At 62.5% G+C, this 18,933-nt stretch carries 16 protein-coding genes and 1 pseudogene; 11 read left to right on the top strand and 6 right to left on the bottom strand.

Features of this window, described 5'->3' with window-relative positions; genetic code table 11:
• Positions 1 to 582: IS3 family transposase (locus JQ46_RS07300; protein ID WP_034986734.1), on the top strand; the 582-nt coding region annotated here is incomplete at its 5' end.
• A 92-nt stretch (positions 583 to 674) separates the two neighbouring features.
• Here JQ46_RS07300 and clpB read toward each other — a convergent pair.
• Positions 675 to 3,326, bottom strand: coding sequence for an ATP-dependent chaperone ClpB (gene clpB / locus JQ46_RS07295; RefSeq protein WP_034986733.1), 2,652 nt, complete (start codon positions 3,324 to 3,326; stop codon positions 675 to 677).
• 274 nt (positions 3,327 to 3,600) lie between these two features.
• Here clpB and dctP point away from each other — a divergent pair, with 274 nt between their 5' ends.
• The 4 genes from dctP to JQ46_RS07275 all read left to right on the top strand — a co-directional run bounded on the left by dctP (position 3,601) and on the right by JQ46_RS07275 (position 7,408).
• On the top strand, positions 3,601 to 4,749 hold the full coding sequence (dctP, locus tag JQ46_RS07290; protein ID WP_034986731.1) for a TRAP transporter substrate-binding protein DctP: 1,149 nt from the start codon (positions 3,601 to 3,603) through the stop codon (positions 4,747 to 4,749).
• Positions 4,746 to 5,363: a TRAP transporter small permease gene (locus tag JQ46_RS07285; RefSeq protein WP_034986729.1), complete on the top strand. Its 618-nt coding sequence runs from the start codon at positions 4,746 to 4,748 to the stop codon at positions 5,361 to 5,363. Before dctP ends, JQ46_RS07285 begins: the two co-directional genes overlap by 4 nt.
• A 3-nt stretch (positions 5,364 to 5,366) precedes the next feature.
• On the top strand, positions 5,367 to 6,653 hold the full coding sequence (locus tag JQ46_RS07280; protein WP_034986727.1) for a TRAP transporter large permease: 1,287 nt from the start codon (positions 5,367 to 5,369) through the stop codon (positions 6,651 to 6,653).
• A gap of 104 nt (positions 6,654 to 6,757) precedes the next feature.
• Positions 6,758 to 7,408 (top strand): hypothetical protein, encoded by a 651-nt coding sequence (locus tag JQ46_RS07275; RefSeq protein ID WP_034986725.1) that lies wholly within the window; start codon positions 6,758 to 6,760, stop codon positions 7,406 to 7,408.
• 4 nt (positions 7,409 to 7,412) lie between these two features.
• On the opposite strand, the gene JQ46_RS07270 is transcribed toward JQ46_RS07275, so the two are convergent.
• Together JQ46_RS07270 and JQ46_RS07265 are read right to left on the bottom strand one after the other, a co-directional pair.
• On the bottom strand, positions 7,413 to 8,186 hold the full coding sequence (locus tag JQ46_RS07270; protein WP_034986723.1) for an IclR family transcriptional regulator: 774 nt from the start codon (positions 8,184 to 8,186) through the stop codon (positions 7,413 to 7,415).
• A gap of 75 nt (positions 8,187 to 8,261) precedes the next feature.
• Complete coding sequence (locus tag JQ46_RS07265; protein WP_080719515.1) at positions 8,262 to 8,654, bottom strand: NYN domain-containing protein; 393 nt, start codon at positions 8,652 to 8,654, stop codon at positions 8,262 to 8,264.
• A 404-nt stretch (positions 8,655 to 9,058) separates the two neighbouring features.
• Between JQ46_RS07265 and JQ46_RS07260 the strand changes: the two genes are divergently transcribed.
• The 3 genes from JQ46_RS07260 (at position 9,059) to JQ46_RS07250 (ending at position 12,642) form a co-directional block, all read left to right on the top strand.
• Positions 9,059 to 10,225 (top strand): acyl-CoA dehydrogenase family protein, encoded by a 1,167-nt coding sequence (locus JQ46_RS07260; protein ID WP_034986721.1) that lies wholly within the window; start codon positions 9,059 to 9,061, stop codon positions 10,223 to 10,225.
• A 35-nt stretch (positions 10,226 to 10,260) separates the two neighbouring features.
• Positions 10,261 to 11,364, top strand: coding sequence for a CaiB/BaiF CoA transferase family protein (locus JQ46_RS07255; RefSeq protein WP_034986718.1), 1,104 nt, complete (start codon positions 10,261 to 10,263; stop codon positions 11,362 to 11,364).
• A 105-nt stretch (positions 11,365 to 11,469) separates the two neighbouring features.
• Complete coding sequence (locus tag JQ46_RS07250; protein WP_034986716.1) at positions 11,470 to 12,642, top strand: FAD-binding oxidoreductase; 1,173 nt, start codon at positions 11,470 to 11,472, stop codon at positions 12,640 to 12,642.
• Positions 12,643 to 12,660: 18 nt separating this feature from the next.
• Here the strand turns inward: JQ46_RS07250 and JQ46_RS07245 are convergent, their stop codons facing one another.
• Positions 12,661 to 13,587 (bottom strand): carbon-nitrogen hydrolase family protein, encoded by a 927-nt coding sequence (locus JQ46_RS07245; RefSeq protein WP_034986714.1) that lies wholly within the window; start codon positions 13,585 to 13,587, stop codon positions 12,661 to 12,663.
• A gap of 191 nt (positions 13,588 to 13,778) precedes the next feature.
• On the opposite strand from JQ46_RS07245, the gene JQ46_RS07240 reads away from it, so the two are divergent.
• Complete coding sequence (locus JQ46_RS07240; protein ID WP_034986745.1) at positions 13,779 to 14,090, top strand: hypothetical protein; 312 nt, start codon at positions 13,779 to 13,781, stop codon at positions 14,088 to 14,090.
• Positions 14,087 to 15,475, top strand: coding sequence for an alpha/beta hydrolase (locus tag JQ46_RS07235; RefSeq protein ID WP_051876289.1), 1,389 nt, complete (start codon positions 14,087 to 14,089; stop codon positions 15,473 to 15,475). The genes JQ46_RS07240 and JQ46_RS07235 overlap by 4 nt, the downstream gene beginning before the upstream one ends.
• A gap of 35 nt (positions 15,476 to 15,510) precedes the next feature.
• On the opposite strand, the gene JQ46_RS07230 is transcribed toward JQ46_RS07235, so the two are convergent.
• The gene (locus JQ46_RS07230) at positions 15,511 to 16,023 is read right to left on the bottom strand and encodes a methylated-DNA--[protein]-cysteine S-methyltransferase (RefSeq protein WP_034986712.1); all 513 of its coding nucleotides are present in this window, start codon (positions 16,021 to 16,023) and stop codon (positions 15,511 to 15,513) included.
• Positions 16,023 to 17,528 carry a SulP family inorganic anion transporter gene (locus JQ46_RS07225; protein ID WP_034986711.1) on the bottom strand — a complete coding sequence of 502 codons (1,506 nt, stop codon included), beginning with the start codon at positions 17,526 to 17,528 and terminating at the stop codon, positions 16,023 to 16,025. The genes JQ46_RS07230 and JQ46_RS07225 overlap by 1 nt, the downstream gene beginning before the upstream one ends.
• 238 nt (positions 17,529 to 17,766) lie before the next feature.
• On the opposite strand from JQ46_RS07225, the pseudogene JQ46_RS07220 reads away from it, so the two are divergent.
• Positions 17,767 to 18,842 (top strand): annotated as a pseudogene (locus JQ46_RS07220) (LLM class flavin-dependent oxidoreductase).
• Positions 18,843 to 18,933 lie beyond the last annotated feature (91 nt).

Raw genomic sequence — 18,933 nt, 5'->3', positions numbered from 1 at the left:
CGCCAGCGCAGGCCGTATGTTTCTTATGCTGGGGCGATCAGTCACATCGCTGACAACAAGCTTGACCGCAAGTTCACTCCGGATCGGCCAAATACTGTCTTTGTCAGCGACGTCACCGAGTTCAGGGTCGCAGGCCGCAAGGTCTACCTGTCACCGGTGATGGACCTGTTTGACCGTTCAATTGTTGCCCACACCGTGGCTACATCGCCGTCGACAGCGTTTACCGCCGATTCTTTAACCAAGGCGATTAGAACATGTGCGCCTGAACCCGGGTGGATGATGCACACTGACCAAGGCTTCCAGTACCAGCATGCCTCCTGGCGCGACCTGATCGGTGACAACGGCGGTGTTCAGTCGATGTCGCGTAAAGCCAACTGTTACGACAACGCGGTCATGGAGAACTTCTTCGGCCACTTGAAAACCGAGATGTACCACGGTGAAGTCTTCGGCACCGTCGCAGAATTCAACCAGGCAATCGACGAATACATCCAGTGGTACAACACCAAACGCATCCAACAACGACTCAAGGGCCTGACCCCGATGCAATATCGGAATCAGACCCTTGAAACCCTAACCGCATAGAATTAAACCAGTCCAACTTTCGGGGGCTAGTTCAGAACAGGTGGGGCGTTTGCGCAGGTTAGGGGTTACAGACTAGCCAGCCCGCACAGGCATTAACCCTCGTCTTCAACGGCGCCGAGCGACGTAATGACCAGCCCCGGAGCATCAGCCACGCCAGCACTGTTAGCGCCAGCACTGTTAGCGCCAGCCATGCCAGCATCCGCACCAGCATCACCGCTGCGGTCAATGTCCACGCGCACCGTGTCGCCATCGCGCACCTCGCCGGCCAGCAGCTTCTTGGCCAGCTGGTCGCCGATTGCCTTCTGAATCAGGCGGCGTAGCGGTCGGGCGCCGTAGGCAGGATCGTAGCCATGCTCAGCCAGCCACGACTGGGCGTCATCAGTAACATCCAGGATCAAACGACGGGCCGCAAGGCGCTCAGCAAGAGCTCCCACCTGGATAGACACGATGGACTTCAGCTGCTCAGCAGACAGCGGGTCGAAGATCAGCACGTCGTCCAGTCGGTTGATGAACTCCGGCTTGAAGGCGCGCTTCACCGCCTCCATGACCTCCTCGTCCGTGCCGCCGGCGCCGAGGTTAGAGGTCAGGATCAGGATCGTGTTGCGGAAGTCCACGGTCCGGCCCTGGCCATCGGTCAGGCGACCTTCGTCCAACACCTGCAGCAGCACGTCGAACACGTCCGGGTGAGCCTTTTCCACCTCGTCAAACAGCACCACCGTGTACGGGCGGCGCCGGACGGCCTCGGTCAGCTGGCCACCGGCGTCGTAACCGACGTATCCCGGAGGGGCACCGACCAGGCGGGCGACGGAGTGCTTCTCGCCATACTCCGACATGTCGATGCGCACCATGGCGGTCTCGTCGTCGAATAGGAAGTCGGCCAGAGCCTTGGCCAGCTCCGTCTTACCCACGCCCGTCGGGCCTAGGAACAGGAAGGAACCAGTCGGGCGGTTCGGGTCCGCCACGCCGGCGCGCGCACGGCGCACCGCGTCAGAGACTGCATCGACCGCACGATGCTGGCCAACCACGCGACCACCTAGCACGAGCTCCATGTTCAGCAGCTTCTCGGTCTCACCCTGCAGCATCTTGCCCGCGGGCACGCCGGTCCAGGCAGAAACCACGTCGGCGATAGTATCCGGCGTGACCTCCTCGGTCAGCATCATGCCTTCCTGCTGCTCGGCCACGGTCTCCTCAGCCTCGGCCAGCTTCTTCTCCACGTCCGGGATGTGGCCGTAGCGCAGCTCGGCAACCTTGGCGAAGTTGCCCTCGCGCTCGGCGATCTCAGATTCGCGGCGCAGGTTATCCAGCTCTTCCTTCAGCTCGCGCAGGCTGTCGATGCTGCCCTTCTCGTTCTCCCAGCGGGCGGTCAGGCCGGCCAGCTTTTCCTTCTCGTCGGCCAACTCGCTGCGCAGACGCTCGAGACGGTCCTTCGAGGCAGCGTCGGTCTCCTTCTCCAGCGCCATCTCCTCAATCTCGAGGCGGCGGACCACACGCTCCACATTGTCGATCTCCTCGGGGCGCGAATCGATCTCCATGCGCAGCCTAGAAGCGGCCTCGTCCACCAGGTCGATGGCCTTATCCGGCAGGAAGCGGCTGGTGATGTAGCGGTCCGACAGGGTCGCAGCCGCCACCAGCGCGGAGTCCTGGATGCGCACACCGTGGTGCACCTCGTAGCGCTCCTTCAGGCCACGGAGAATACCGATGGTGTCCTCCGCCGATGGCTCACCGACGTATACCTGCTGGAAGCGGCGCTCCAGTGCAGCATCCTTTTCGATGTACTTGCGGTACTCGTCCAGGGTGGTTGCGCCAACCAGCCGCAGCTCACCACGGGCCAGCAGCGGCTTGATCATGTTGCCGGCGTCCATGGCGGAATCGCCGCCCGCACCGGCACCGACGATGGTGTGCAGCTCGTCGATGAAGGTGATGACCTCGCCCTCGGCCTCCTTAATCTCGTCCAGCACAGCCTTCAGCCGCTCCTCGAACTCACCGCGGTATTTCGCGCCGGCGACCATGGAACCCAGGTCCAGGCTGATCAGCTTCTTGCCGCGCAGGGACTCGGGCACATCGCCAGCGACGATGCGGCGGGCCAGGCCTTCGACGATTGCGGTTTTACCGACGCCAGGCTCGCCAATGAGCACAGGGTTGTTCTTCGTGCGACGGGAGAGCACCTGGACGACTCGCCGGATCTCCTGGTCACGTCCGATCACTGGGTCGATTTTGCCTTCGCGGGCGCGTGCAGTCAGGTCGGTGGAGTACTTCTCCAGTGCCTGAAACTGGCCTTCCGGCTCCTCGGTGGTGACCTTTCGGTTGCCGCGAACGGATTCGAAAGCACCGCGGATGGCCTCGAAGGTGGCCCCTGCCTCGTGCATCACCTTGGCCGCGTCGGAGTTGCCCTTGGCGATACCGGCCAGCAGGACCTCGGTGGAAACATAAGTATCGCCCAACTGCTCCGCCAGCTCCTGGGCGGCGGTCAGCGCGTTCAGCGCATCGCGGTTGAACTGCGGATTCGCCATCTCGCTACCGGTGGCCTGCGGGTATCCGGCGACCAGGTTCTTAGCCTTCACCGAGATTGTCTGCGGCTCCACGCCTGCGGCCTGCAGCACGGGCAGGGCGATGGAATCTTCCTGCTCCAGCAGCGCAACGAGCAGGTGCGCCGGTCGGATGTCCGGGTTGCCCTTGGCGGAGGCATCCTGGAGTGCAGCCTGCATTGCAGACTGGGTCATTGTGGTGGGGTTGAAGCTCGTCATTTCTACATCTACCTCCTACGGCTTCATGCCGGTCGCGGTTGCACGCTCCCGACTTTACTTGAGTACACCTGACTCAACCACTACAACCTTGAGTCTATTCCACTCAATTTACCTATATAAGTGTGATTTACCCCACAAGTTCACCCCCGATCTACTTTTCTCGACGAAAACTATCGCCTTTCGCACGCTTTGAAGGTTAGATGAAACTTATCCAAATCGGGAACAGATTACCTATATCCGTAACGAGGATCCGTAACGAGAGGGTGAAGGGACCATGCTCCGACTCCACAAAAACCGCCCCACCCGCCGGGTCGCCTCCGCCATCGCGGCGCTTGCCATGGCTGCCGCCCTACCCGGCGCGCTCACCGCCTGCTCCAACTCCTCCGCTGAACCTTACGGCCCCGGCAGTACCGCGGAGCTAAAGATGGCGGATAGCTACTCGCTTACCCACCCCGTCGGCACAGGCGGCACCCAACCCTTCCTCGACCAGCTGGAAAAAGACTCTTCCGTGGACGTCGAGTACTACGCCTCCGGACAAATGGGCAAGCAGGCCGACATCCCCTCCGTCGTCCGCAGCGGCGTAGTCGACATGGCGGTCATCTCCCCCTCCTACGTCAGCTCCAGCTTCCCGCTCAGCAGCGTGGGCGACCTCCCGGGGTTCAGCTCCGATGCATGCGTGACCGCCTATGCACTACGCGACCTGGTGAAGCCAGGGGGCGTCCTCTATGAAGAAGAGCTCGAGCCCATGAAATTCATGCCGCTCTGGACCGGCTCCATCCCCGGCTACGAGGCCATGACGGCCGGCCAGGATCCGTCGCACCCGAACAACTTCCAGGGTGCGGTGCTCCGCTCCACCGGCGGCGCCCTGGACCGCGTGATCGACGAGATCGGCGCCGCCGGCGTGAGCATGCCCATCGGCGATATGTACGAGGCAATGTCTCGCGGCACCGTCGAAGGCACGCTCGCCAGCCCGATCTCCATCACCCCCTACGGGCTGGAGGACGTGGTCCACGCAAGCACCTACGGCGCCCAGCAAGGCAACTTCACCTTCTTCTACGGGATCAACTTGGATACCTGGGACCGGCTGAACGACCAGCAGAAGAAGGCGCTGACCGATGCGGCGGACAAGTCCCAGCAGTCCGTCTGCGAAGAGCTCAACGCAGCTCGCGAAAAGTCCGTGCAGAAGATGAAGGATGCCGGCGTGCACTTCTACGACGTCACCGACGGCGAAACGGCCAAGGAATGGGAGAACATCTCCCAGCCCGTCCTAAACAAGTGGATCGAAGTCGCCGAATCCAAGGGACACCCCGCCCAGCGGGTCGTGGACGACTTCGAGGACGCACTGAAGCGCCATGCGGATCGCGCGGGTGCGGGCGTCACCGACCCGAAGGCCCGAGCGGAAGCAAAGGAGCAGCAATCATGACCAGCAGCAACTTCATCCGCATCGGCCACCACGGCACCGCCGAACGCAGCACATACGGCTACCACACCGAGGACCACCCGGGCTTCGACAAGATCCAGAACACCGTCTCCGCGGTGTGCGCCTGGATCGCCGGCGCGGCCATCCTCGGGCTGGCGCTAGTCACGTTGGCCGAGATCGTAGCGCGCGAGTTCTTCGGTGCTCCGTTGGGCTGGAATATTTCCGTCACCGAGCGCTACCTCCTGCCGATCACCGCGTTCTTCGGGCTGGTCACCACATATCGCACCGGCACACACATCGCAGTGGAGTCGTTGTTCAGCAAGTTCGCACCCAAGGTGCAGAAGACCATCCTGCTGCTCATCCACCTGGCCGTGGTGATCACCATGATCTTCGTCTTCATCGGCGGATGGAACCAGACGTACATGGCGTTCTCCTTGGGCCACGCCACCCTGCCCGGCATGGCTGACCTAGCCACTCCCGACTGGACCTACCGCGTGATCGTGCCCATCGCCGCCGCCCTGTGCGCCTTCGTCGCCGCGCTGGACTTTGTGCGGGAACTGATCACCCCGTGGGATCGCCCCTACACCGACTACGACCCCGGCGAGGAAGAGGTTTAAACCATGCTTGCGCTTACTATCGTTGTGCTGCTGGTCGCGCTGATTATCCTGCGCGTCCCCGTCAGCTTCGCCATCTTCGGCACGGCCACGGTCGGCCTGATCGCCCTCGGCGGAGTCGAGCTGGCCATCGCCACCATGGAGACCTCGCCGTTCGCCGCCGTGCGTTCCAACTCTCTATCCGCCGTGCCACTGTTTATCCTGATGGCGCAGCTGATGCTGATGTCGGGTCTTTTGGATTCTGTTTTTGACGCCGCCAAGGCGCTCGTCGGCCGCATCCCCGGAGGCACCGCCATCGCCTCCGTCGGCGCGGGCACCGCGTTCGCAGCCGTCTCGGGTTCGTCCACCGCCGCCGCGGCCACGCTGGCGCAGACGTCCTCCACCCGCATGATCGAGGAGGGCTACCACAAAGGCACCGCCACCGGCCTGGTTGCAGTGGTCGGCACGCTGGCGGCAATGATCCCGCCGTCGATCATCCTGGTCTTCTACGCGATCACCGCGGAGGCTCCCGTGGGCGACGTTCTGATCGCAGGTTTCTTTCCAGGCGTGGTGGTGGCGCTGGGCCTGGTGATGGTGATGTACATCGGCTTCCTGAAGGACCGCTCCCGCGCCCCGCAGGGCGAGCCGGTTCCCCTCTCAGAGAAGGGGCTGCAGCTGCTGAAGGCTTCCCCACTGCTGCTGATCTTCCTGGCGGTAGTCGGGTCCATCTTCACCGGCATCGCCACGCCCACAGAGGCCGCCGCCCTGGGCGTGCTGGCCGCACTGATCCTAGTGATCGCGAAGGGCCGCTGGGATACCAAGAAGTTCGGCGAAACTGTGCTGGAAACGGTGAAGACCACCGGCATGATCTTCGCCATCATCATGTCCGCGCACGTGCTGGGCCACTTCCTCACCGAAACGCGCGTCACCCCGAAGCTGGTCAGCGCCATCGGCGAGTCCTCCCTGCACCCGCTGGTAATCATGGCTCTGATCGGCGCGGTGTACCTGATCCTGGGGTTCTTCATGGACCAGATCGCCATCATCGCCCTGACCGTGCCGGTGACCCTACCCATCGTCGAGGCGCTGGGTTACGATCCCGTCTGGTTTGGCATCTTCATCGTCCTGCTGGCAGAGACCGGCATGGTCACCCCGCCCATGGGCCTGAACGTGTTCGTCGTCTCCAAGGCTGTGCGCATCAACCCGATGATCGTGTTCAAGGGAGCATTCCCCTATGTCGTGATCATGCTGGTTATCGCCCTGGCCTTCCTGCTGTGGCCCCAGCTGGTGTTGTGGGTGCCGGAGTTAGCCGCTTAGGCTGGCGCGTGCCCGTCGGGTATGGGGTTCCTTTCTAAAACACTAGAGAACGCATAGTGCTCAAAACCTGTTTAAGCTGCAGAGCATCCATTAGCGTTTAGTCCATGTACAAGGATCGCTACATTATCCTGCAAGCATCCACCTTCACCGAAGAGAATGTGGATCCCGACCTCTTTTTCGACCGGTTTCGCTGGGCCGAATTATCCCTGGGTTTTTCCTACACCGGCGATTCCGACGGAAAGGTAATCCCTCTTAGCCTTTGGGAAATTAATGATGCTACCCACGACACTATTGAAGATCTGCAGACTATTCGCGCACACTTAACCGTGCGATCGAAAGAGGATCGCTTCCCTCTTCGCCCGTTATTTGCCGTGTGGGACTCCGCATTGCCAAGTTCCGCGCTCTCAGCTCTCCACTCCATCAGTATGAGCGCGATTTCCGACTTCGGCATACCTTCAGTTTCCGATATCGAAGCTATCTCCGCTTGCGAGCGAAGCGTCAACGCATATGAACAGGACGAACCTTGGGCCAGCTCCGTCAAATCGCTCGAACAGACCATCTCTCGTCACCACATGAAGCAACGAGGGAAGATCACCGCATTCTCCGGTGGAAAAGAGGTTTCCAAGGAGGCGTACTACGCGGAAAGCTTTCGCCCCGCACTAATCTCCAGCGCCTTTGAAACCATCTTGCACGCCCTCCCCCAGGGAGAGGACTGGCGAATCACCGCCACTTCTTCAACGACGAACTCAGCTTAAGCTGCTAACGGTTCCAGCGGGCGCTGTGGCGCCTTAAAACCTCAATAATCCGATCCGCGTCGCGCGCGATCTGCTCGGTCGAGGCAATGACGGACACCGAGGCCACCGCCACCCCCTGGCTCTCGACGCGCACGGCCACACCATCCGCGCCATTGAGAGCCACGCCGGGGGCCACGCACTCGCCGGTCGTGCGCATGTCTGGGTACCAGCGCTGGAACTTATTGATGGTTTCCTGCGAGCTCTCGGACGCAGCCAGAATCCCCCACACTTGCTCGTGCCCCAGACCGGAGAGGATCGCCCATCCCGCCGATGTTTCGAGCGGCGGGCGCTGCAAACGGTTTTGCGCCAGGTACTCGAACTCGGGGTCCGACAGCGCGTAGTCGAGGTAGTAGACATTGTCGCCTACCAATGACGCCAACACGGCGATATAGCCCGTCTCTTCCACCACGTCTTCCAGCATCTCGTGGGTGACCTGATCCACGGGGCGGCTACCGGCGAGGGTGCTCAGCAGATAGGGAGCGAGCCCCAGGCGGAAGGCTTTATCCCGTTCTTCCAAGTATCCGGCTGCGACCAGGCCATTCACCAGGGATTGAGTGGAACTTACCGGGGCGCCGATGGCCTTGGAAATGTCCGTGAGCCCGCGTGGCTGCGGGTTGCGGGCCACAAACTCCAGGATGTCCGCGATTCGGTCGACGGTGCGGTGGTGGGACCTACCGGGCTGTTGGTCGACGGGAAAGGGGAACCGTGGCGCGGACTCTGGGTGGGGCGCGTCGGACATTGGGGGTTCCTTTCGGCTTGGGGCGGCGGGCCTGCGCAGAACGATAGCTGAGAAACTCAGTTTCACAGCTAAACGTCACAACTCCAAGTCTTCGGAATCCTGTGGTTGCCGCTTCTCACGACACTCGGTGTGTAGTGGATCCTCTTCATTTAAAGGTGGACGTCTTACACATTCTCGGACTCCGTCGACGTGTTCATTTAAGCTATCCGAAATACGTGCCCATAGTGGATCGATAATGAAATCAATGCCCGCACGTCGAGCATGCTTCGCCGCAGGTACAAAATCACTGTCCCCTGAAATCATTATTATCTGTGTGACAATACCCCGTTCTGCCATGGTGGCTATATCGAGGCCGATCCTCATATCCACGCCTTTTTGGGTGATATCCAGATAGAAATCCTCAAGCCGTAGATCATCGACGCTGATCGTGCCACGGCATAACTTCTTCAAAGGCGCGGACTTCAACATGTAGCCGTTTTGCGTCTCTAATTCTTCGCCCCGACGGAGGGCGACCTTGCGCTTCTTGACGATTTCTTTGAGAAATTCAGAGTTCCACCTGAACTCTCCACTCTTACCAAGATTGCAGTCACCACTGGCCGCTGAGCCCCCATTTCCTCCCCTTCACTAATCCCCCAGGAGCATGAAAGCCTTAGTCATCGGCGCTCTCCTGATCAATGGAGGGTCAACGGCTAAGGCTGATGGCTCTGATTCTAGTCAGCCCCACGACATACGCAACCCCTAACGCGCGCGCCTTCCCGTGCGGGGCATGAAAGAATTTTCACAAAAGCCTTTCGGAACGAAACAACTTCCCCTACACTCATTGGTACGCAAATCAGTATACAGATACCTATATATGTAAGGAAATGACTGGCATGACCTCCTCCCCTCTCGACCTCACCTCCTTCAACAGCCTGCTCTCCGATGAAGAGCGCATGCTGCAAGAAGCCATGGCGGACTTCGCCAACAAATCCCTCAAGCCCAACGTGCAGGAGTGGTTCGACAACGGCACCCTGCCCGCCAAGGAGCTCGGCCCGCAGTTCGGACAGCTCGGCGCGCTGGGCATGCACCTGGAAGGCTACGAGTGCCCCGGCGCCTCCGCCGTCGCCTACGGCCTGGCCTGCATGGAGATCGAAGCCGTGGATTCCGGCCTGCGCTCCTTCGTTTCCGTCCAGGGTTCCCTGGCCATGTTCGCCATTCACCACTGGGGCTCCGAGGAGCAGAAGGAAAAGTACCTGCCGAAGATGGCCGCTGGCGAGTACCTGGGTTGCTTCGGCCTGACGGAGCCCGATGCCGGTTCCGACCCGGCGTCCATGAAGACTCGCGCAACCCGCGACGGCGACGAATGGGTCCTCAACGGCACCAAGATGTGGATCACCAACTCCCCCGTCGCCGACGTGGCCGTCGTGTGGGCTCGCACCGAGGATGGCTTCGCCGGCTTCATTCTGGAGAAGGGCATGGAGGGCTTCACCGCTCCGGAGATCCACAAGAAGCTTTCGCTACGCGCCTCCATCACCGGCGAGATTGTACTGGATAACTGCCGCGTGCCGGATTCCCAGCGCCTGCCAAAGATCGACACCCTCCGCGGCCCGCTGACCTGCCTGAACGAGGCCCGCTACGGCATCATCTGGGGCGCCCTGGGCGCAGCCCGCGACAGCCTGGAAACCGCCATCGAGTACACCGAGACCCGCGAGGTATTCGGCAAGTCCCTGTCCAGCTACCAACTCACCCAGGCGAAGCTGGCCAACATGTCCGTCGAGCTCAACAAGTCCGTCCTGCTGGCCCTGCAGCTCGGTCGCCTGAAGGATAAGGGCGAGCTCGCCCCGCACCAGGTCTCCGTCGGCAAGCTGAACTCCACCCGCGTGGCCCTGGAGATCGCCCGTGAGTGCCGCACCCTGCTGGGTGCTTCCGGCATCACCCTGGAGTACTCGCCGCTGCGCCACGCCAACAACCTGGAATCCGTGCTGACCTACGAGGGCACCGCCGAGATGCACCAGCTGATCATCGGCCAGGCCCTCACCGGCAAGGGCGCATTCCGCTAAGCCAAACTTTCCCACTCCCAACCAGAAAGGAACCTATGGGTCTCCTCGAAGGCATCGTCGTGGCCGATTTCTCCCGCGTCCTCGCCGGCCCCTACGCGACCATGATGCTGGCGGACATGGGCGCGCAGGTCATCAAGATCGAGCGTCCGGGCGTCGGCGACGACACTCGCTCGTGGGCACCGCCCGTCAACGCGCAGGGCATGTCCACCTACTTCGCCGGCGTAAACCGCAACAAGAAGTCCGTGGAGATCGACCTCTCCACCGACGAGGGTCGCGAGCAGGCCCGCCGCATCGCGGAGGAAGCCGACATTCTGGTGGAGAACTTCCGCCCCGGCACGATGCAGCGCATGGGTCTGGACTACGAAACGCTCCGCCAGCACAACGAGGGCCTGATCTACGCCTCCCTCTCCGGCTTCGGCTCCGGCAAGGGCGCGGACATCGGCGGCTACGACCTGATGGTGCAGGCCGTCGGTGGCCTCATGTCCATCAACGGCGAGGAGGGCCACCCCGTCAAGGTCGGCGTGGCGCTGGTGGATGTCCTCACCGGCCTGCACATGGGCATGGGCATCCTCGCCGCCCTGCACTCCCGCACCTCCACCGGCAAGGGCCAGCACATCGAGATCAACCTGCTGCACACCCTGCTGTCCTCTCTGGCCAACCAGGCCAGCGCGTTCGTCGGCGCGGGTGTGATCGGCAAGGCGATGGGCAACACTCACCCCTCCATCGCCCCCTACCAGGTCTTTAAGACCCAGGAGGGAGACCTCGCCATCGCCGCGGGCAACGACTCGCTGTATCACCGGACCTGTCGGGTGCTGGGGCTCGAGGAGTTTATTGATGACGCCCGTTTCGCCACCAACAGCGACCGTGTCGCTCACCGTGCCGAGTTGGCCGAGATCATCGAAGGTGCGTTGGCACAGGCTGGTGCCCAGGAGTGGTTCCAGAAGCTGCGTGTCGCCGGGGTCCCCGCCGGTCCGGTGAACAACATCAAACAGGCCTTCGAGTTCGCAGAATCCTTAGGCCTGGATCCCATCGTCGAGGTCGAGGGCATGCGCAGCGTTCGCAACCCAATCAACTTCTCCGATACCCCAATCGAGTACCACACTGCCCCGCAACAGCTCGGCAATCCTGCTTTCCAATAGGAGAGTTCCAATTCACAGGTTCGGGTGCGACAATGAGGAGCAACCAACCGGCCCCTCACCCGGTTGCCTCAGCCCGCCCCTGTAGAACAAGGAGACTTCGAGTTCGTGGCACGCCACTCTTCGTCCGACGAATACAGCTTCGCAGAGTTCCTCGCGCTCATTGAAGAACACCGCCACGACCTGGTCCAGCTCACCCGCGCAAAGCTGCACGCAATGGATCCCAAGCCCATGACCGTGCACTTCCCGCACGTCGCGGGCGCCGAGTACGCCAACCCCACCCCGGATTTCGCTCAGACGATGGAGCTGGACGAGGCCTACCTGGACCGCACCATCCGCTTCGTCCTGCGCGGCATCACCCCCAGCGGTGAGTTCGCCACCGACCAAGCCGAATTCTTGGTCGCTACCGGCCGGGATTTCCGAAAGTTCGGCGTGGGTTCTCAGCATTATGAGGCGCTAGAGACCGCATTGGTGGAGGCTGTTGGGGAGTATATGGGCGTCACAAAAAAGCTCAGCGACACAATCAACCTCGGATGTAGCTTGCTTGCCTACGGTGCGCTCGAGGACGAGGAAGCCGACGTGCCTGCGACCTCGGCCGCACAGGTGCTCGAGGTGCTTCATCCTTGTGACGCCATCGCCGTGATCCGCACGCAGATGGATCCGCCGTTGCCGTATTGGTCCGGCCAGCATGTGGAGGTGCGCACGCCGCATACTCCGCAGCTGTGGCGGGCGCTTTCCCCGGCGATTCCTTTTAACGAGGACGGTTTGGTGGAGTTTCACGTCCGCGCCGTCGGGCCGTTTTCTCGCGCGATCGTGGAGGGCTCCCAGCCCGGCGAGCAGTGGGTGGTGGCCAATCCATATGGCGACCTGCAGATTTCGGGCGAGAAGCCGGTGGTGATGGTGGCTGGTTCCACGGGTCTGGCGCCGGTGCGGGCTATCCTGCTGGACCTCATCCAGTCAGAGGAGCGCCCGCCGATGGTGCAGCTGTTCTTCGGCGCGCAGAACCCTGATGAGCTTTACGAGTGGCAGGGTCTGGCGGGCTTCGAGGATGCCTTCGATTGGCTGGATTTGTACCTGGTAGTGCAGGAGGATGCGCCCGCCCCGGAGGACTTCGAGGCTTACACGGCGCGCGGCCTGGTGGGGGATGTGGCCGCCGAGCGCGGTTCGTGGCGAGATGCCGAGGTGCTGATCACGGGTGGTCCGGAGATGAAGCGCCACACCGTGGAGGCGTTCCTCCGCGCTGGCGCGAACCGCGAGCAGCTGCGTTTCGACGTGCCCTAGCTGCTTCGGCCGCTCCTGCTACTTCAGCTGCTGAGCTTCCTCCACGTCACCGACCAGATCGACTCCCACGCCGAGCTCGCGGTCGGTGTGGTGGCCTTCCAGTACGGGCAGGTTCTTGCGCACCTTGTCCACGTAGTTCGGGTCGATGTCGATGGTCAGCACCTGGGCGGCGTAGCCAGTCTCCGCCAGCCGGGCGCCGTTCGGGCCGATGGCCACGGAGTGGCCGATGCCGGTGGGACCATCCGCAGTACCGTAGCGCTCCGGCGAGCCCGGGCGCGCCATGCCCGCGGCGATCAGGTAGCTGGCGGAATCCAGCGCGCGAGCCGCGGTTAGCTCGCGCCACTGCTCCAGCTTGCCCGGACCATCAGCCCAGCTAGAAGGCACAACCATCACCTTCGCGCCCGCCGCTGCCATCGCCACGAAGTGGCCAGGGAAGCGGATGTCGTAGCAGGTGGCCAGCCCCACTCCCACGCCGCCGACGTCGATAACCACCCGGCGCTTCCCCGGCTTGACGGTATCGGACTCGCGGTAGCCGAAGGCATCGTAGGTGTGGATCTTGTCGTAGTGCGTCACGTAGTCCGGTCCGGCGACCAGCAGGGTGTTGTTCACGCGGCGGAACTGGTTGGCCTCCGGGGAGTCGCTGGGTTGCTCCTCCACCAGCTGCCCGCTCGGGGTGCGGTAGACCGTATCGGCCGGGGTGAACATGCCGACGACGGCGGTGGTGCCGTGCTTCTTGGCTGTGTCGATAATCGCCTGGGCAAACGGCCCATCCAGCGGTTGGGCGACGGTATCCAGCCGCCCGCTATCGAAGGGGAACATGGCCGCCTCGGGGAAGACGACCAGGTCAGCACCATTTGCCGCACCGGACGCGATGTACTTCAGGATGCGAGCCAGGTTGGCTTCCACGTTCGGTTCGGCCTTCATCTGGATGACAGCGATACGCATACAGTCCACCCTAGCGACATTGCCGACATCGCGCCCCCTTTTGGCGGCGCCACGATGGCAGCCCTGTGGATAAAGCTGAGTTATCCACAGCCCCTAAATCTTTTTCTTTTGTGACGCCCCTAGCCTCCCTACACTCACTCCCAGAAAGCAGGTCGCGATCTCCAGGGGGTAAGCACGTGAACTATTCGACGATGGGATTTTTGGATTATCTGGACACAATGGCGCTGGATACAGCGGCGGTCCATAGGCGCTGTGAGGTGATTAACGAGGACGGAGTGCAGTGCGCCTCGGCTGGCTATTCGGTCGCCAACGCATCGGCACCGGACATTCCGGGCGGCGCCACCACGCGGGCCATCGATACGGCCGCCGACAGGCTCCACGCAGCATTCACGGGTTTCGGCCGCCAGCTGTCGAACATGGGCCGCACCATCGGCGTGTACGCCGACAACGTAACCGTCGCCGACACCGACGGCTCGGATGCCTTTGCGGGGGCCGGCCGATGATCAGTACAGTCGCCGGCAGTTCAGCCACCGCCAGCTCAGTCACTGGCAACACAGTCACCGTAGACACCCTAAAAGGCGCAAACGTAGAGGCTCTGCGCTCCGCCGCCGATCTCTTCACCCGCAATGGAGACAAGACCTCCCGCCACGCGGCGGACGCCCGGGAGCAGGCCAAGTGGGGCGCTGACTGGTCCGGGCAAGCCGCGGACGCCGCCGGTCATGCCACCGATTCCGCCGCAAACCAGCTGGATACCGCCGGTTTCAGCAGCAGCACCATCGGGCAACTGGCGGGCACCCACGCCGACGTGCTGGGTCCCACCCGGTCGGTGGTGCGCACGACAGTGGGGTTGGCCCGCGGGGCATTAATGTCGGTGCACCAGGACGGGGAGGTCTCCGCCCGCCACTTAGCCCTCATCCCCGGCATTGGCGAGGCCGCGCAGAACCTGGCGCTAGTGTTGACCAATATTCTGCGTGGGGCTCTCCAGCTGGCCAGCGTGCTGGATCGGGTGTCCGGCACCGCAATCTCCGCGATCAGCGGCACGGTTGTGCCTCCCCGAAGTGATGTTGGTGTCGGTGAGGTCGAGGGGGCGTCAACAATAAAGGGACCCCAGAACCTGCCTCCGGTGCAGCGGGTGGAATCACCTCACGGGCCGGTGGTGACAGTGGGTGATGTCGAGAGCGCCGACGAGGTAATCACGCTGGTCAGTGGCGTGGGTTCGAGCAATGCGGACGCACTAACGCGCACCGAGGCGTGGGCGCGGGCAACGGCTGCGGATGCGGCGGCACACGGCAGGAACGTGGCGGTGGTGGCGTGGCATGGCTACTCGGCTCCGGGGGATCTGCCCGGCGCGATCTCCCGGGCACCGGCGAAGGAGGGCGCCACCGCGCTGCGAGAGCATCAGCGCCAGCTGCGCGAGCGAAATCCTGACGCAAAACTACAGGTGGTGGGCTATAGCTACGGTTCGGTCGTGGTCGGGGAGGCCGCCGCCAAGGGGAGCGAGGGGCTCACCGCCGACGAGGTGCGCTTCTGGGGCAGTCCCGGCGTACACGCACAGCACGCCGAGGACTTGAAGCTGATTGCACCGCCGGACGGGTCGCCGGATGGGTCGCCGGATGGGCACAGTAGCCACGGTGAGGTCATCAACGAGCACGTGCCCGGCGACATGATCCGGCTGACCACCACCCCGGGGTTTGGGGTGCACGGCAAGGATCCCGCGTCGCCAGACTTTGCCCCTAACTCCGGCGGCTCAGACTCCGCCACCCCTGACTCTGGCAGCTGGAGCAGCTACGGCTGGGGCCGAATCTTGGACCTCTACCTCATGAGCCGCGGGGAGACCGACGCCCACAGTTCATACATGTGGTCCCCGGAGGTGAATGCGCAAAGTTAATGTGCGGAGCTAACCCGCGAGATTAACGCGCGAAATCAGAGCGCGCGTTCCATCTCCAGCAGCGCCCGCTTGGTCTCCGTGCCGCCCCGGTACTGGCCGAGGCTTCCGTCGCTGCGGATCACCCGGTGGCACGGGTACAGGATCGGCAGGGGGTTACGTGCACACGCCGAAGCAGCGGCACGCACGGCACGCGGATTTCCCGCCAACGCCGCCAGCTGGGTATATGTAATGGTCTGCCCGTACGGGATCTGCGCCAGGGCCTCCGTCGCCCGGCGCCGGAAAGGAGTGGTCACGCCACTGAAGTCCACGGGCACGGTGAACTCTCGCCGCTCTCCCCCGAGGTACTCCCCCAGCTGCCTCGCAGCCTCCTCCAGATGCTGAGCGGCCGCACCCTCGGCAGCCGGCAGTTCCCGCCCCTGCCACAAGTGCGCAAACTCTATGGCCACCAATCCCCGCTCCGTTGCCAGTGCCAACAGCTCACTTCTGGGGAAGACCTCAGACTTCAGCGCATCAAACTTCAGCACTACCCCGCCCACTTGCCCTGCCACTAGCCTTCGCCGCCCAGCTCGCCCGTCAGGCGCGTATGAAAAGCCGAGGAGAACTCATTCATACCCACAAATTCCACCGTCGTCCCACGCTGCCTGTACTTGTTCTCAATGGTGTCTAGCGCAGCCACCGAAGAAGCATCCCAAATGTTGGACTTCGAGAAATCAATAACAACCCGATCTGGGTCCTGCGCGTACTCAAACTGCGTGGTGAGGTCGTTGCTAGATGCAAACAGCAGCTGTCCCTCGACCGTGTAGCGGACCAAAGCTGCGGCGTCATCAACCTCGCGGCGCACATCAATCAGGTGGGCCACACGGCGCACGAACATCACACTCGCCATCATCACGCCTACCACCACACCAATCGCCAGGTTATTGGTGGCCACAACCACCACAACGATGAGCACCATCACGAAGGTTTCGCTCTTCGGCATCCGCTTCAACGTCGACGGTTTAATCGAGTGCCAGTCGAAAGTGCCCACAGAGACCATGACCATCACCGCGACCAGCGCCGCCATCGGAATGATCGCCACGATGTCCCCCAGCACCAGCAGCAGGAAGATCAAGAAAACGCCCGCCATGAAGGTAGAAATACGAGTCCTCGCGCCCGACGCCTTCACGTTGATCATCGTCTGGCCGATCATCGCGCAACCGCCCATTCCGCCGAAAAGGCCGGAAGCAATGTTTGCAATACCCTGGCCGAAGCTCTCGCGAGTCTTGTTGGAGTGGGTATCGGTGATCTCGTCCACCAGCTTCGCCGTCATCAGAGACTCCATCAGCCCCACCAGCGCCATCGCGAAAGCCACGGGCGCGATGATCTGCAGCGTCTCCAACGTCCACGGCACCTGGGGGATGAACAGCTCCGGCAGGTTGCGTGGCAGCTCACCCTTGTCGCCCACCGTCGGCACAGAAATGGAACAGACCACCACCAGCACCGTGACGACCACGATGGAAACGAGAGGCGCCGGAATGGCCGTAGTTAACTTCGGGAAGAACACCAGCAGCAAAATCCCCAGGGCCACGAGCGGGTAAACCAGCCAAGGCACATCAATGAGCTCCGGGATCTGCGCGGAAAAGATCAAGATAGCCAGGGAGTTCACGAACCCGACCATTACGCTCCGCGGGATGAAGCGCATTAGCTTCGCAACTCCCAGAACCGCCAACACGATTTGGAACACACCCGCCAACAACACAGTAGCGATCAGATAGTCCATGCCATAGTTCCGAGCAATTGGTGCGACCACCACCGCCACCGCACCCGTCGCAGCGGAAATCATGGCCGGGCGACCGCCCACAAAGGCAATGGTGACCGCCATGATGAAAGCCGAGAAAAGCCCCACCTTCGGATCCACGCCAGCGATAACGGCGAAAGAGATCGCCTCCGGGATCAGCGCCAGCCCCACCACTAGCCCGGCGAGCATTTCCCGAACCAAGATCCGCGGGGTTGTCAGCGCGACCTTCAGTGACGGGTCCGGCCGATAACGCTCCGGATCTTCTGTACTCCTCATCACTTCAGCGCTCGAACTTTCAGCGCTCAAACTTTTAGCCGCCAAACCAAGCACCTCTCTAAATCACGAAAGAACAATCAATGTTATACCGGCGCCATATGTACCGGCGCCATATGTATCGGCGCCATACAGGCTGCGCTTTCCACTCCACTACCCCAGCTCTGCCAGCCCCAGCTCTACCAATCCAGCCCACACCCAACTAGTTGATACATCAACTATCCCCACGTACACTAGCACCATGAAAGCCTTCGGATTCCTCAGCTTCGGCCACTATTCCCTCAACCCCCAGCCCGCCCATCCGCACATGCTCAGCGCCCGCGACATGCTGCACCAGTCGATCGAGCTCGCAGTAGAGGCCGACCGCCTGGGAGTGAACGGCGCCTACTTCCGCGTCCACCACTTCGCACCCCAGCAGGCGGCCCCCATGCCCTTGCTATCCGCGATCGCCGCCCGCACCAAGAACATCGAGGTCGGCACCGGCGTAATCGACATGCGTTACGAGAACCCTCTTCACCTCGCCGAAGAGTCCGCCGCACTAGACCTCATCGCCGACGGCCGCATCGCCCTCGGCATTTCCCGCGGAGCCCCCGAGGCCGTCGAACGCGGCTGGGAGGCCTTCGGCCACACCGGCTCCACCGACCCCCGGGGGCCGACATCGCCCGCGAACATTTCCTGCGCTACCTGGCCGCCATCCGCGGGGTAGGCATGGCCACTGCCCCCTCGGCGGAGAAGCAATACCCGCACATGTACAAACCCGGCGCCTCCATCCCCGTGCTCCCGCACTCCCCCAACCTGGACCGCCGCGTCTGGTGGGGCGCGGGTACGCGCGAAACGGCCAAGTGGGCGGGGCAGGTGGGCGTCAATCTCATGAGCTCCACCCTCCTCACCGAGAGCAACGGTGACAGCTTCGGTGACCTGCAGGCACAGCAGCTCCAAGTCTTCAAGGAGGCCTTCGCCAGCAGCGGGCACGGCTGGACCCCGCGCACCTCCGTCTCCCGCAGCATCTTCCCCATCACCAGCGCCGAGGACCGGGCGATCGTCGGCACCCACGGCATGATCCGCGACCACTTCGGCGTGATCGACGGCTACCGCTCCACCTTCGGCCGAACCTATATTAGTGAACCCGACAAGCTCGTCGAGGATCTTCTTAATGACGCCGCAGTGGCCGAGGCCGACACGTTGATGCTCACTATCCCGAATCAGCTGGGCGTAGAGGCCAATGTTCGCCTGCTGAAGAATTTCGCCACACACGTGGCACCTGCGCTTGGTTGGCAGCCGAACACGAGTAGCGACAGCAAGAGTAGCGAGAGCTAACGCCACATAACCGCAGCCGGTTGGTCTAAGCAACGGGCACGTTGTACGGTACTAACCGTGAATATCTCTAATAATGGGGATACCCCATCTA

This window comes from Corynebacterium jeikeium (assembly GCF_000738175.1).
GTDB classification, from domain to species: Bacteria; Actinomycetota; Actinomycetes; order Mycobacteriales; family Mycobacteriaceae; genus Corynebacterium; species Corynebacterium jeikeium_C.
The sequence above is the reverse complement of the archived record's forward strand: the minus strand, read 5'-3'. Positions and strand labels throughout refer to the sequence as shown.